The 13,361-nt window shown below is 66.3% G+C and carries 12 protein-coding genes; 5 read left to right on the top strand and 7 right to left on the bottom strand.

Features of this window, described 5'->3' with window-relative positions; translation table 11 throughout:
• Positions 1-22: 22 nt before the first annotated feature.
• The 3 genes from D2E22_RS03895 (at position 23) to D2E22_RS03885 (ending at position 3,048) form a co-directional block, all read left to right on the top strand.
• Positions 23-1,216 (top strand): DUF2974 domain-containing protein, encoded by a 1,194-nt coding sequence (locus D2E22_RS03895; RefSeq protein WP_126031799.1) that lies wholly within the window; start codon positions 23-25, stop codon positions 1,214-1,216.
• A gap of 211 nt (positions 1,217-1,427) precedes the next feature.
• Entirely contained in the window at positions 1,428-2,108 is a 681-nt protein-coding gene (locus tag D2E22_RS03890; protein WP_241218162.1) for a TetR/AcrR family transcriptional regulator, read from the top strand.
• 139 nt (positions 2,109-2,247) lie between these two features.
• Positions 2,248-3,048, top strand: a complete 801-nt coding sequence (locus tag D2E22_RS03885; protein WP_126031798.1) for a mechanosensitive ion channel family protein — start codon at positions 2,248-2,250, stop codon at positions 3,046-3,048.
• A gap of 11 nt (positions 3,049-3,059) precedes the next feature.
• On the opposite strand, the gene D2E22_RS03880 is transcribed toward D2E22_RS03885, so the two are convergent.
• The 3 genes from D2E22_RS03880 to D2E22_RS03870 form a co-directional block, all read right to left on the bottom strand.
• Positions 3,060-4,091, bottom strand: a complete 1,032-nt coding sequence (locus D2E22_RS03880) for a CPBP family intramembrane glutamic endopeptidase (RefSeq protein ID WP_126031797.1) — start codon at positions 4,089-4,091, stop codon at positions 3,060-3,062.
• 8 nt (positions 4,092-4,099) lie between these two features.
• Positions 4,100-4,516, bottom strand: coding sequence for a DUF4190 domain-containing protein (locus D2E22_RS03875; RefSeq protein ID WP_126031796.1), 417 nt, complete (start codon positions 4,514-4,516; stop codon positions 4,100-4,102).
• A gap of 85 nt (positions 4,517-4,601) precedes the next feature.
• Positions 4,602-5,813, bottom strand: coding sequence for a DUF4854 domain-containing protein (locus tag D2E22_RS03870; protein ID WP_126031795.1), 1,212 nt, complete (start codon positions 5,811-5,813; stop codon positions 4,602-4,604).
• A 349-nt stretch (positions 5,814-6,162) separates the two neighbouring features.
• Here D2E22_RS03870 and D2E22_RS03865 point away from each other — a divergent pair, with 349 nt between their 5' ends.
• Positions 6,163-7,332 (top strand): D-alanine--D-alanine ligase family protein, encoded by a 1,170-nt coding sequence (locus D2E22_RS03865; RefSeq protein ID WP_126031794.1) that lies wholly within the window; start codon positions 6,163-6,165, stop codon positions 7,330-7,332.
• 91 nt (positions 7,333-7,423) lie between these two features.
• Here the strand turns inward: D2E22_RS03865 and D2E22_RS03860 are convergent, their stop codons facing one another.
• The 3 genes from D2E22_RS03860 to murA all read right to left on the bottom strand — a co-directional run bounded on the left by D2E22_RS03860 (position 7,424) and on the right by murA (position 11,251).
• Complete coding sequence (locus tag D2E22_RS03860; RefSeq protein ID WP_126031793.1) at positions 7,424-8,422, bottom strand: NAD(P)H-dependent glycerol-3-phosphate dehydrogenase; 999 nt, start codon at positions 8,420-8,422, stop codon at positions 7,424-7,426.
• Positions 8,423-8,560: 138 nt separating this feature from the next.
• Positions 8,561-9,520: a lysophospholipid acyltransferase family protein gene (locus D2E22_RS03855; RefSeq protein ID WP_126031792.1), complete on the bottom strand. Its 960-nt coding sequence runs from the start codon at positions 9,518-9,520 to the stop codon at positions 8,561-8,563.
• A 405-nt stretch (positions 9,521-9,925) separates the two neighbouring features.
• Positions 9,926-11,251, bottom strand: coding sequence for a UDP-N-acetylglucosamine 1-carboxyvinyltransferase (gene murA / locus D2E22_RS03850; protein ID WP_026644730.1), 1,326 nt, complete (start codon positions 11,249-11,251; stop codon positions 9,926-9,928).
• A gap of 331 nt (positions 11,252-11,582) precedes the next feature.
• On the opposite strand from murA, the gene D2E22_RS03845 reads away from it, so the two are divergent.
• Positions 11,583-12,932 (top strand): NAD(P)/FAD-dependent oxidoreductase, encoded by a 1,350-nt coding sequence (locus D2E22_RS03845; RefSeq protein ID WP_126031791.1) that lies wholly within the window; start codon positions 11,583-11,585, stop codon positions 12,930-12,932.
• Between the two features lie 112 nt (positions 12,933-13,044).
• Here D2E22_RS03845 and D2E22_RS03840 read toward each other — a convergent pair whose 3' ends face one another.
• Complete coding sequence (locus D2E22_RS03840; protein WP_126031790.1) at positions 13,045-13,323, bottom strand: Lrp/AsnC ligand binding domain-containing protein; 279 nt, start codon at positions 13,321-13,323, stop codon at positions 13,045-13,047.
• Positions 13,324-13,361 lie beyond the last annotated feature (38 nt).

Genomic DNA, 13,361 nt, shown 5'->3' with positions numbered 1-13,361 from the left:
GGCACGTTCCGGGAAGGTCGGCATGGGTAGCATTCTCGACTACGCGCGCACGGAGACGCGGGATTTCTCCCAATGGCCGTTCCATACGGCCGACGCGCTCGTGTTCGCGTTGCTGAGCTACGACCGGATCCCCTCCGACGTGCCGACGCTCGCGGCGCTCGAACGGCGCTATGGAAGCCTGTCGAGGCGCCTGCGTTCCTTTGACTGGCACCGGCTCTCCCATTCGATGCGCGCGCTCGTGCGCGCCCCGTTCGACGGCCCCGCGCTGCGCCAGATCGAGCATGAGCTCGGCGAGTACGAGACCCTCCACCCGTACATCGCGAAGCACTCGGGTTTCGGCGACCCGCGCGAATCGCACGAGTTCTACCGTTCGACCGCCGCGAATCCGCGCTTCTCGGTCGTGCGTGTCTCGGCGGCGGAGGAACGTTTCGACGAGGCCGCGCAGACGCAGTTCGCCGCGCTGACGTTCCGGCTGCCGACCGGCGAGCTCGTCATCGCCTTCCGTGGCACCGACGATTCCCTCGTCGGCTGGAAGGAGGACTTCAACATGGCCTACCAGTATCCGGTGCCGGCGCAGAAGCAGGCGGCCGACTACCTTGAGAAGGTGGCCGCGCTGTGGGACGGCGACATCATCCTCACCGGGCATTCGAAGGGCGGCAACGTCTCCGTGTACGCGGCGATGAACGCGCGCGACGACGTCAAGGACCGCATCCGCCACATCTATTCCTTCGACGGCCCCGGATTCCCGTCCGACGTCGTGCACAGCTACGAGTACGGCACCGTCATCAACCGCATTACGAAGGTCGTCCCCGACTCGTCGATCATCGGCATGCTGCTCAACGAGTCGCCGAACGAGCGTCTCGTCGTCGTCAGGTCGGACGCGGACGGGCTGGCCCAGCATTCCTGCTACAGCTGGCGGATGCACGGAGACGACTTCGACATCGCCGAGGACGGCCTGTCCGAAAGCTCGAGGACCTTCAACGACGCCCTCAACTCGTGGCTGTCGGGCATGACGCAGCGCCAGCGCGAGCATGGCGTCGAAGCGCTGTTCCGCGTGCTGACGTCGAGCGGATACAAGAGCACGACCGAACTGATGAAGGCCGGCCCGCGCGTCATCCCCGGCATGCTCGGCCGGTATGTGGGTCTGACGAGCGAGGAGCGCCGGTACATCAACCAGGCGCTGTGGATGCTCGCCACCGCCACGTTCCACCATTGATCGCCGCCGGTCCGTTTTTTCCCCCGTTTTTCGCCAGCAGCCATCGCCCGGCCAGATCACGATCGCGTGCCTATACACTGGTAGACAACGAAGGAGCGCGGGGACCGTCCCGCGCGCCGTCTCGCACGCGACACATGGCCCCGAAAGGCACACGGTGCATGGGCCGCCGCATCGATCGACGCGATCGAACCAATCCGAAGGAGCGGAACGCATGTCTAGGCCTCGTCGTGATTCAGAGATCCTCCCCGCCAAGGATCGGCTCGAGAACGCCTTCTGGACGCTGCTCGAGGACCATGATTACGACAAGATCACGGTGACCGACGTCGTGCATACGGCGCAGGTGAACCGCAACTCCTTCTACTACCACTACTCCGGGTTGCCCGAACTGGCCGATTCGGCGATCCTGCACGAGGTGGAGCGGCTGCCGTTGCCGCTCTACACGCATCCGAACAACGACCCGAACGTCGAGTGGCGCCATTTCTGCGTCCGGTTGCTCAACGACCCCGAGCAGCTGCAGCATCTCAACCGTCTGTCGCTGCTCGTCGGCTCGCACAGCTCCGCCGAGCTTGTCGACTCGCTGCGCGACTTCCTGCGCATGACGCTGCTGACGATCGTCGGCTCCGACACGGTCTCGATCGATCCGAAGACGAGGATGCTCGTCGATTTCTGCGTCGGCGGCATCCTGTCGTTGTTGTACAACTGGCCGCAGCAACGCAACAACATCACCGTCGATGACCTGCTCGACAGCGACGTCGCGATCCTCGTGATGGGCCTGTTCCTGACGATGGCCGACGAGGATCCGATGTCCTACTGGCGGCGCATGGTGCTCGGCTACCACCGTGTCCACAGCCATGCGCCGAGCTTCATCGCGCCCGGCGACCGTTACCGCTGAGCCGGACGCCTGACCCTTCCGCGCGTGGCCCCGACGACCTGACCGGCGTCGGGGCCACGTTCGTCGCGGTTCCCGTGCTGCCGTTATGATGGCGGTGCCGCCGACCGGCGGCCACCGATCCGATTCTTCCGGGAGCGTCATGGACATCGTACTGGACTGGCTGCGCGCGAACAGCGGCAAAATCATCCTCGTCGTCATCGTGACCGTCGCCGCGATGATCGCGGCGCGAATTACGTCGCGCGTGCTCAATAAAGTGCTGCGTCGCTCGCAGATCCCGAACGCGTCGATCTTCATCAACCTCTCGCGCATCCTCATCTGGACGCTCGCCGTGACGATCGTGCTCAAACCGGTCTTCGGCGTCAACCCGGTCACCCTGTTCACGGCGCTCGGCATCGGCGGCTTCGCGATCTCGCTCGGCCTCAAGGATTCGATCGCGAACACGATCGGCGGCTTCCAGCTGATGTTCTCGCATGTGCTGCAGCCGGGCGACGTCGTCTCGATCTCCGGCGTGACCGGCACCGTCACCGACGTCACGTGGCGGCAGACCGTCGTGCGCGAGCGCAACGGCAACACGTTGATGATCCCGAATTCGGTGCTCAACACGACGGCGCTCGAGAAGTACCTGTCGACGAACGAATCGCAGGTGACGATCCCGTTCACGGCGAAGCCGGGCGTCGACATGGACAAGCTGACCGACGAGCTGCTCGGCAAAATCGACGAGTCGGCGCATGACCTGATCTGCGAGTCCCCCAAGCCGCTGATCCGTTTCACTGGTTTTTCGCCGGCAGGCACGACCGGCAACATCATCGCCTACGCGAAGCCGGGCGTCGCGCTGTCGGCGGTGACCGACGCGATCGCGCGCGACGTGAGCGCGTCGTCGATGTTCACCGATCTGGCCGCCTCCGGCTCGGTCGCCGCGAAGGACGCCGCCGCCCGCTGACGGGCCCGCGGCTACAGCAGCGTCATCGCAAGCGTGCCGGCGACGAGGAAGACGATGACGCCGGCGTTGCCGAAGAAGGCCGGCATCGCCGCACCGCGCGGCAGCTCGTCGGGCGCCGTGTAGAAGCGGAAGCGGCGTCGCCTGCGGATGAGCAGCACGAACCCGGCGATGACGCCGGCGAACATCAGCACGAGATACAGCGCCATGCCGACGATGAACAGGACGTCGCCGGTGTGCGGACGGCTCAGCAGGTCGGGTTTCGCGATGATGCGCTCGTAGCGGGCCAGCAACGACGTGCCGACGATGGCGCTGTTCGCGTTGATGGCCATATGCAGCGCGACGCTGTAGCGCAGCCGGCTCGTACGCGTGTAGACGTAGCCGAACAGCAGCCCCAGGCCGAAGGCGTAGAAGAACTGGTACAGGTTGAGGTGGAACAGGCCGAAGAACAACGCGGACAGGACGATCGCCGGTTTTTCGCCGTAGCGGCGCAGGCGGCCGATGATCTGCTTGCGGAACAGCCACTCCTCGACGAGCGGCGCGACGACGACGGTCGCGATCACCATGACGAACCAGTTCGATCCGCTCATCATCTGCGTGATGCGGTTGTCGGCCTTCCCCGACGACAGCAGCGCGGACAGGGCGGTGCCGAGCAGGTTGCCGACCCAGATGATCGGCAGGCACATCAGCAGATAGACGAACCACTGCGAGAAGCGCAGGCCGAAGCGGCGCGGCGTCAGCAGCGGCGTGTTGCGCAGCAGCTGGTAGCCGATCGGGATCGCGCACACGCACAGCGCGAAATCGGAGATCGCGATCGCCATCCAGCCGGCCATGCTGCTGCGCAGCCACATGAATGCCGACTGCAGCAGCAGCGTGATCGCGCACCAGATGACGATGATGAACGTGAATCCGACACCGAGGGACGACGCGGCACGGCGCGCCTTCGCGATGCGCATATCCATCTGCGGCTGCGGCGTGCGCGGTTCCAGCGCATAGTACATCGGCTGCCGCGTCGGTTGCGGCGCCGGGGTCATCGGAGCGCTCATCGGCGCCCTCACTGCATGGTGGCGGCCGTGATGACGGTGCCGAAGATCACGAAGAACAGGATGATCGCGAGAATGCTCAGCGCGAGTGAGACGGCCGAGATGATGATGCCGGCGAGCGCGAAGTCGCCGCCGCGTTCGCCGCTCTTCTTCGTCTGCGAGTAGCCGATGATGCTCAGCACGAGGCCGATGAGCGAGAAGAAGAACGAGCAGACGAAGCCGGCGATCGCCATGCCGTTCCATTTCGACGACGGCGCGGCGTAGTACTGCGGCTGCTGCGGCTCGTAGTTCGGGTACTGCGGCTGCTGGTAGTTCGGCGCCGGCGCGCCGCCGCCCGCGTACGGGTTGTTCATATACGGGTTGTTCTGGCTCATCATCTCCTCGTTTCTCGCGCGCGTGCGCGTATCCCCGGCGCCGGTCGGCGCCACGCATCGTCTCCACAATAGACGGGAACGCCGCGTGGTGCACGCGGCGTTCCCATGTTCATCGACGTCCGTCGATTGTCATCGTCCTTCAATCGTTGTTGAGCAACGAGTCGTAGTCCTCGCTCGTCACCTTGCATTCCGACTGCGAACCGTAGGTCTCGTCGAGGATCTTCTTGCCGGTCGAATCCTCGAGGATGAACTCGACCTTCGCGTCCTTCAGATCGTACTGGTCCTCGAGCTGCTTGGCGAATTCGCTCATCGGCGAGCACATAAGGCCGTCCATCATCGTCGTGTAGATGCTGGCGTAGCCGTCATAGGACGAATCGGTGAAGCTGATCGCATAGACGAGCGTGTTGCCCTTCGCGGACACGTCGAACGCCATGCCCTCGGTGTCGCCGGAGGACTGCTCGATGGCCTCCTCGAGCTGCTTCTTGACCTGCGGGTTGGAGAAGGCCTGCTCGAGCGTCTTGCCGTTGCGCAGCTCCTGTTCGAGGACGTCGCTGCCGAGGCTGTTGCCGCTGAGCGGCTCATCGGGGTCGTCGGTCGGGTCATCGGTCGGGTCATCGAAGGGGTCGTCGGTCGGGTCATCGGTCGCCTTCGGCGATGTCGTCTGGCTGTATGTCGAACTTGGCGACTCGGCCGGCTTGCTGTCGTCGTCCTTGTTGAGCGCGATGACGGCGAAGACGATGCAGGCGATGAGCAGCACCGCGGCGATAATGCTGACGATGATGATCGGCGTCTTGCTGTTCTTCGGCGGCTGCTGGCCGTTGAACGGCGCGTTGGCGTCCGGCGGAATCTGCGGCGGCAACTGGCCGGGGGCCCCATAGGCGGCGGCCGGCTGCTGGCCGTAGCCGTTCGCCGGCGCATAGCCGTTGCCGCCGGCGTATTCGTTGCCGCCGGGGTATCCGCCGCCCTGCTGCTGCGTCGGGACCGGGGCCGGCGCGCCGTACGGCGACTGCGGCATCTGGCCATAGTCGAAGGCCTGCGTCGGCTGCGCCTGCGCGGCGCCGTCGAATTCGCTCGTGCGCGGCTGCTGGCCTTCAAACGGCGCAGCCTGCGGCTCCTGATAGGACGGCATCGGCTGCGTCTGGTTCACCTGCGGCGCGGACGGCGTATAGGCCTGCGTCTCGTCGTAGCTGCCATAGGCCATCGGTTCGGCTGCGGGCGCGCCATAGGCCTGCGTCGGCTCCTGGGCCGCCGAACGCGTGCTCTCGTAACCGGGGTGGTCGGGGGCCTGCGGATAGCCTTGATTGTTCTGCGGTTGTCCAGCCGGATCGTACGGCGAATTGGGGTTGCTCATCGTGTTTTCCCTTTCCTGGTCGGCCGGACGGCCGCCGTGTCTGGCGCGGCATGGCCGTCCCGTTGCGATGCCGGGGCATCGTCGACATCGTGGTTCGGCGGCGTTCGGCAATGGCCGCAACGAGCACGTCTCCCGGTAACGCACGCGAATAACAACAGTGTATCGGAACCCCGTCCACCGCAGGCGCCCATCCTGACCTATGAGATGTCACCGGTGCATACGGCGGCGCTGACACGCGCGCGGGGCGGCGTTCCCGCTCGTCGGGGTCCGCCCGCGGCGCCCCTCAGTTACCATCGTGCGAGTAGGCTGAAGACGTCGTAGATCCTGACTTTCCAGCACAGAGGTGACCATGTCCGAACCGACGTCCCAGCAAGCAACCGCCGACCGCACGCGCGTCGCCGTCATATACGGCGGCAAGGCGGATGAGCATTCGATCTCCTGCATCACGGCCGCCACGTTCCTGCGCGCGCTCGACCCGGAAAGGTTCGAACCCGTCCTCATCGGCATCATGAAGGACGGCGCATGGATCACCGACGGCGCCGATCCGCTCGACTGGGACCTCGCGCACGGCCTGCCGCAGGTCGAGCGCGTCGAAGGCTCACGTGACGTCGTCCTCAACATCGGACAGGGCTCCGACGGCTTCTGGGCATGCGGCTCCGACGGCACGCTCGCCTCGCTCGGCCACATCGACGTCGTCATCCCGGCATTGCACGGCCCATACGGCGAGGACGGCACGATCCAGGGGCTCTTCGAGATGATGGGCGTGCCCTATGTCGGCTGCGGCGTGCTCGCGTCGGCCGCCTGCATGGACAAGCATTACACGAAGGTGCTGCTCGACGCCGCCGGCATCCCGGTCGCACCGGGCATCACGATCGACACGCGCCGCTTCGACTCCTCCGACAGTTTCGGCGCCGACGGCGAGGCCTTCCTCGGGCTCGTCGACGAGGCCGGACTCGCCTACCCGCTGTTCGTCAAACCGTCGCGTGCCGGCTCCAGCTTCGGCGTCACGAAGGTCGAACGCGTCAACGATCCGGAGGCGCTCGCGGCCGCCGTGTATGAGGCGAGCCTGCATGACTGGCGCGTGCTCATCGAACAGGGCATCGACGCGCGCGAGATCGAATGCGGCGTCATCCGGCCGAAGCCGACCGATTCGGCGCGCGCGAGCCTGCCCGGCGAGGTCGTGCTCGACAAGCGCGAGGACGGCGACGACCAGTTCTACGATTTCGACAGCAAGTACATGGACTCGCAGGCGAGCCACACCGAAATCCCGCCGAAGCTGTCCGATGAGCTGATCGAGCGTGTCCGCGACACGGCGGTGCGCGCGTTCAACGCCGTCGACGGCACCGGTCTGAGCCGCGTCGACACCTTCGTGACGGCCGAAGGCGACGTCCTCGTCAACGAGATCAACACCTTCCCCGGCTGCACGTCGATCTCGCTGTTCCCGAAGGCGTGGGAGGCCACCGGCATCCCGTTCCCGGATATGGTCACGCTGCTCATCGAGGGCGCGTTGAATCACTGACGGCGTCCGCAGCCGCCGCGCGGATACGATCGGGGGCCGTGCACAGCATCCGTTGTGCACGGCCCCCGATCGTTCCGTTATCGATAATCGATCATTCGACGGTGATGTCCTTCGGGAACATCTCGGCGATCATCTGATCGAAGGAGATGCCGTCGTTGAGCACGCGCGTCACGGCCTTCGCGAGCGGCGTGTCCACACGGTACCTCTCGCCGAGCGCGACGACGGCGGATGCGGTGGCGACGCCTTCGGCGACGCCGTTGCTGGCCTTCGTCGCATCCTCGACGCTCATGCCCTTGCCGAGGTTGTAGCCGAAGGTGTAGTTGCGCGACAACGGCGAACCGCAGGTCGCGATGAGGTCGCCGACGCCGGCGAGGCCGTAGAAGGTCTCCGGCAGCGCGCCCGCCTCGGTGCCGACCTCCTTGATCTCGGTCAGGCCGCGCGTCTCGATCATCGCGGCCGTGTTCTCGCCGTAGCCGGCGCCGTGCGACATGCCGACGGCGAGCGCGACGACGTTCTTGAGCGACCCGCACAGTTCGAGGCCGATGACGTCGACCGTGATGAAGGCCTTGAAGTAGTCGGTCGTGCACATCTTCGCGAATGCGCGCGCGTTGTCGATGTCGGTGCAGCCGACGACGGCCGCGGCGGGCTCGCGCGCGGCGACCTGCTTGCTCAGGTTCGGTCCGGACAGGGCGAGGAAGCGGTTGGCCGGCAGCTCGAGCGCCTCTTCGACGACCTGGTCCATGCGCTTGCCGGTGTCCTTTTCGATGCCCTTCATCAGCGAGACGACGAGGGCCTCGTCCGGCAGCAGCCCGTTGAACTCCTCAAGCGCCTTGCGTGCGACCTGCGCGGCGATCGCGACGACGACGACGTCGGCATGCGCGACCGCTTCGGCGCGGTCGCCGGTCGCCGTCATCGTGTCCGGCAGCTTCTCGACGCTCGGCAGCCGCACCGGATTGCGGTGCTCGGTCTGGATCGCCTTGACGATCTCCGGCTCGATCGCCCACATCGTCACGTTGTTGCCCGCGTCCGCGAGGACCTGTCCGAAGGCCGTTCCCCAGGCGCCCGCGCCCAGAACCGTGATGTTCGCCATATCGTGCTCCTTCCGCCGCGCGTGCGCGCCGGCATCTGTCATTGCGGCGGAGCCGGGCATCGACCCGTCCCCGCGGATTCGTCTGCTCTCTATTGTTGCCGCTGTCGCGCCGCGATGTTCGATTTCGCTCTTGGCGCGTTATTCGTCCTTCGGCGCCGCCTCCGTGGTCTTGCCGAGCGCCTGCGCGTCGACGAGATGCGGATCGGTGAAGGGGGCGACCTCGGGGACCTCCTTCATGATGCGGTAGTCGTAGAACCCGTCCGGCGCCTTGACGCCGCGGATGTTCGCCATGACCTCCTTCATACGCACGCGCACGCGGCGTGCGAGTTCGTCGGCGAGCTCGACAGGCGGCTCATCGCCCCACTGGTCGGCGTGCGCGAGCAGATCGGCGTAGTCGAGCCGCACATCGTAGCACATGACGACGTTCTTGCGCGGCCACGGCCACCAGTGGTTGATGCTCGCGGCGCCCCATGTCACCGCGCAGTACAGCGGGATCTGATGGCCTACGCGTCGCGAGGCCTCGAGCGCGATGAAGCCGACGCCGTTCTTCATGCTCATCGGCCATTTCTTCGGGTCGCGCGTGACGGTGCCCTCCGGCCAGATCGTCAGCGCATGGCCGGAGGCGAGGATGTTGATCGACTCCTCCTCTATCTGGCGGGCCTTGCCGCTGCGGCGCGGCACGGGCTGCATGCCGACGGCGCGGAACCATTTGCCGATGATCGGCCACTTGCCCATCTCGGCCTTCGCCATGTAGCGCGGGCGCCGCCCCATCTGGAACATCGCGACCATCGGAACGAAGACGTCGAACTGCGTCACATGCGTGGCGGCCGTGATGTAGGCCCCTTCGACGGGCACGTTGTCAAGGCCCCATGCGCGCACCTTGCAGCTTGCGCGCAGCACCTTCGCCGCGCCTTCGAGCAGCCTGTGCGTGGTCTTCGGGTTGAGTTCGTCGATCTCCTTCTGGTTCGGGCGGATGCGACCGGTCGGGAACGGCCGGGTCGGGTCGACAAAATCGTATTCGGCCGCAAGCCTGGCGACCTGTTTATTGCTCAGCGGCTCGACCGCCGAGCGCGGGGAGGGTTTGCCTTTGGATGCCATGCCCCCCATTGTGCCCCGAGAACCGTACTTACCGCCACACCCACGTCCCGCCCCGCGCACGCATACGCACCCCAAGTCCTCAAGCCCCATCCTTGCGTCCCGCCCCGCGCACGCATACGCACCACCGGACGCCACCGCACCCCCACGCGTCCTGCACGGCGCACACATACGCACTCCAAGTCGCCAAGCCCCCTCCCCGAGCCCCGCATCGCGTACGCATACGCGCCGCCGGACATCAAGCCACACTCCACGCGTCCCACCCGGCGCACGCATGCGCACCCCAAGTCGCCAAGCCCCGCTCCAGCGTCCCGCACCGTGCACATATGCGAAAACCGGCCGGCTGGAGAGAAGAGCCAGCTGGCCGGTGGGGGAAAGAAAGAATGGTGGGCGTTGCGGTCGCGCGAATCAGTCGATCTGCGCGCCAAGCGCGTTGAGCTTGCCGCGGAAGTCCGCGTAGCCGCGGTCGATGAGGCTGATGCCGCGCACGTCGGAGGGTCCCTTCGCCGTGAGCGCCGCGATCAGGTGGCTGAATCCGCCGCGCAGATCCGGCACGTCGATGTCGCGCCCCTCGAGCGGCGTCGGCCCGAAGATGACGGCCGAATGCTTGTAGTTGCGCTGCTGGAACCGGCACGGCAGCGAACCGAGGCATTCGCGGTACAGCTGGATCGTCGCGCCCATCTGCACGAGCGGCTTCGTGAAACCGAAGCGGTTCTCGTAGACGGTCTCATGCACGATGCTCAGGCCGTTGGCCTGCGTGAGCGCCACGACAAGCGGCTGCTGCCAATCGGTCATGAAGCCCGGGTGCACGTCGGTCTCGATCGCGACCGGTTTGAGGTCGCCGCCCGGATGCCAGAAGCGGATGCCGCGGTCGGTGATGTCGAACTCGCCGCCGATCTTGCGGAACACGTTGAGGAAGGTCATCATCTCCGGCTGCGTGGCGCCCTTGACGAAGATGTCGCCATGCGTCGCGAGCGCCGCCGACGCCCAGCTCGCGGCCTCGATGCGGTCGGTGAGCGCCGTGTGCGTGTAGCCCTTGAGCTCCTTGACGCCTTCGATGCGGAACGTGCGGTCGACGTCCACCGAGATGATCGCACCCATCTTCTGCAGCACGGCCACGAGGTCCATGATCTCCGGCTCGGTCGCCGCGCCGGACAGCTCGGTCTTGCCGTCCGCGAGCACGGCGGCGAGCAGCGTCTGCTCGGTCGCGCCGACCGACGGGTACGGCAGGTGGATCTTCGCGCCGTGCAGGCCGTTCGGCGCCGTGATGTGGATGCCGTCCTTGTGTTCCTTGTCCACGTCGGCGCCGAGCTTGCGCAGCGTCTCGAGATGGAAGTCGATCGGGCGCCCGCCGATGTTGCAGCCGCCGAGCGCCGGGATGAAGGCCTCGCCGAGGCGGTGCAGCAGCGGGCCGGAGAACAGGATCGGGATGCGGCTCGATCCCGAGAGCGTGTCTACGTCGGCGACGTCGGCGAGCTGCACGTTCGTCGCGTCGATCGTCACGACGCCTTCGGAGCCGTCGACGTCCACGTTCACGCCATGCAGGCGCAGCAGGTCGGAGACAACGTGCACATCGCGGATCTCCGGCACGTTCTTGAGCACGCTTGTGCCCGGCGCGAGCAATGCGGCGACCATCGCCTTGCTGACGAAGTTCTTGGCTCCACGGACCTTGATCGTTCCGTTAAGCGGTTTGCCGCCAACGACGTGCAACACGTCATCCGTATGTTCGGCCACGTCTACCTCTTTCATGTCCTATCGTTGCCGCGGGAGACGCGATGCGGCGCCTTCCGAGTAGGTCCGTCCGTCTTTATGTATATCTACCCGCGCGCCGCCGTTTTTATTTCCGCGGCCGGCCGCGCCGTCACCCGTCAGCCTTTCATTGTGCCATAAGGCATGTAAGTCGCAAGGCCGCGCATGCGCACGGCGGACCGAACGGCCGACGTTATCGGCGTTGCGCGCAAAACCGCGCCCGCCCCGGCGTCTCGCACCTATCATCGGAGCCACCGGCCGGGCGCCGCGCGAAACGGATCGCCGGCCTTCCGCATGACCATCGAAGGAGACTCTCATGACCACTGTCGCGATCATCGGCTGCACCCACGCGGGCACCTTCGCCGCGTCGTCGATCCTCCATGCGCATCCGGACTGGGATGTGCACGTCTTCGAACGCAACGCCACGGTGTCGTTCCTCTCGTGCGGCATCGCGCTGTGGGTCGGCGACCACGTGTCCGATCCGAGGAAGATGTTCTACTCGTCGCCCGCGCAGCTCGAGGCGGCCGGCGCCACGATGCACATGCGCACCGACGTCACCGACGTGCATGTCGCCGCGAGGACGCTCGAATACCGCGATCTCGAGACCGGCGACACGGATACGCTGCCGTTCGACAAGCTCGTCGTGACGACCGGCTCGCGCCCGGTCGTGCCGTCGATCCCGGGCGTCGATTCGAAGCGCGTGCAGCTGTGCAAGAACTGGGACGACGCGATCGAGATCAAGGAGCGTTCGACGGACGCGAAGTCGGTCGTCGTCATCGGCGCCGGCTACATCGGCGCCGAACTGGCCGAGCAGTTCAGCGGCATCGGCGTCGAGACGACGCTCGTCGACGCCGCCGACCGCGTGCTCGCCAACAACTTCGACAAGCCGATCACCGATCAGGTCGAGGAACGCTACCGCGCGCACGGAGTGACGCTCGCGCTCGGCGAGAAGGTCGTCTCCTTGCGCGACAACGACGAGGACGGCACCGTCACCGTCGTCACCGACGGCGGCGAGTACACGGCGCAGTTCGCCGTGCTCGCGGTCGGCTTCCTGCCGAACACCGACCTCGTGCGCGGGCAGCTCGACATGATGGACAATGGCGCGATCGTCACGAACGAATACATGCAGACGTCGGTGCCCTACGTGTACGCGGCCGGCGACAGCGCGACCGTCCTGTACAACCCGACCGGAGCGCACGACTACATCCCGCTCGCGACGAACGCGGTGCGCCAGGGCATGCTCGTCGGCGCGAACATCGAACGGCCGACGCGCAAGTACATGGGCACGCAGGCGACAAGCGCCGTGCAGCTCTACGACCTGTCGCTCGCCGCGTCCGGCCTGACGCAGGGCGGCGCGAACCGCCGCGGCATGGATATCCGTTCGACCGAGCTCGTCGAGGACTACCGTCCCGCCTTCATGACGACGACGGCACCGGTCACGTCGATCCTGACCTGGGATCCGAACACGCGCCTCGTCAAAGGCGCGCAGTTCTGCTCGAGCGTCGACGTCTCCGGCGCCGCGAACGTCGTGTCGGTGGCGATCCAGGCGAGGTTCACGATCGACATGCTCGCCAACGTCGATTTCCTGTTCCAGCCGAACTTCGACCAGCCGGTCTACTACGTCGGCGCCGTCGCATCGAAGGCGGTTGCCGAGCAGGGCGACTGACGGCCGCATGCCCCTATGACGACGGCCCGGCGGCCGCATCCTACGTGCGCATGCACGGGACGCGGCCGCCGGGCCGTTATGCTCGACGTCATCCGGCGCCTGCGCGGCGCGATCAGTCGCCGCCGAGGTCGAAGGCAGCCTCCTCGTCCTCCTTCGAATACGTGCGGAAGGCCATCAGCGTCTGCGTGGCGGCGACGCCGTCCACCTTCGCGATGCCTTCGGGGATGATCTGCGCGAGGTCCTCGAAACGGTCAGCGGAGACGATGGCCACGAGGTCGACGTCACCCGCCACCGAGTAGACGTCGCGCACGCCGTCGAGCTCGACGATGCGCTTCGCGGCGTCGCCGACCATATCGCTGTCCGTCGTGATCAACACAATCGCATCCGCCATGGCTGCTCCTTCACCTTGTGACGACTCCGTTCGCGGCG

It is taken from the genome of Bifidobacterium castoris (assembly GCF_003952025.1).
Classification (GTDB): domain Bacteria; phylum Actinomycetota; class Actinomycetes; order Actinomycetales; family Bifidobacteriaceae; genus Bifidobacterium; species Bifidobacterium castoris.
Note: the sequence above shows the minus strand (reverse complement) of the source record. Positions and strands in the feature narration are given on the sequence as shown.

Excerpts from the sequence above, each read along its gene's own strand:
- D2E22_RS03870 (WP_126031795.1), bottom strand. The coding sequence starts at position 5,813 with ATGAGCAACCCCAATTCGCCGTACGATCCGGCTGGACAACCGCAGAAC.
- D2E22_RS03860 (WP_126031793.1), bottom strand. The coding sequence starts at position 8,422 with ATGGCGAACATCACGGTTCTGGGCGCGGGCGCCTGGGGAACGGCCTTC.
- D2E22_RS03845 (WP_126031791.1), top strand. The coding sequence starts at position 11,583 with ATGACCACTGTCGCGATCATCGGCTGCACCCACGCGGGCACCTTCGCC.
- D2E22_RS03895 (WP_126031799.1), top strand. The coding sequence starts at position 23 with ATGGGTAGCATTCTCGACTACGCGCGCACGGAGACGCGGGATTTCTCC.
- D2E22_RS03880 (WP_126031797.1), bottom strand. The coding sequence starts at position 4,091 with ATGAGCGCTCCGATGACCCCGGCGCCGCAACCGACGCGGCAGCCGATG.
- D2E22_RS03865 (WP_126031794.1), top strand. The coding sequence starts at position 6,163 with ATGTCCGAACCGACGTCCCAGCAAGCAACCGCCGACCGCACGCGCGTC.
- D2E22_RS03855 (WP_126031792.1), bottom strand. The coding sequence starts at position 9,520 with ATGGCATCCAAAGGCAAACCCTCCCCGCGCTCGGCGGTCGAGCCGCTG.
- D2E22_RS03885 (WP_126031798.1), top strand. The coding sequence starts at position 2,248 with ATGGACATCGTACTGGACTGGCTGCGCGCGAACAGCGGCAAAATCATC.
- D2E22_RS03840 (WP_126031790.1), bottom strand. The coding sequence starts at position 13,323 with ATGGCGGATGCGATTGTGTTGATCACGACGGACAGCGATATGGTCGGC.
- D2E22_RS03890 (WP_241218162.1), top strand. The coding sequence starts at position 1,428 with ATGTCTAGGCCTCGTCGTGATTCAGAGATCCTCCCCGCCAAGGATCGG.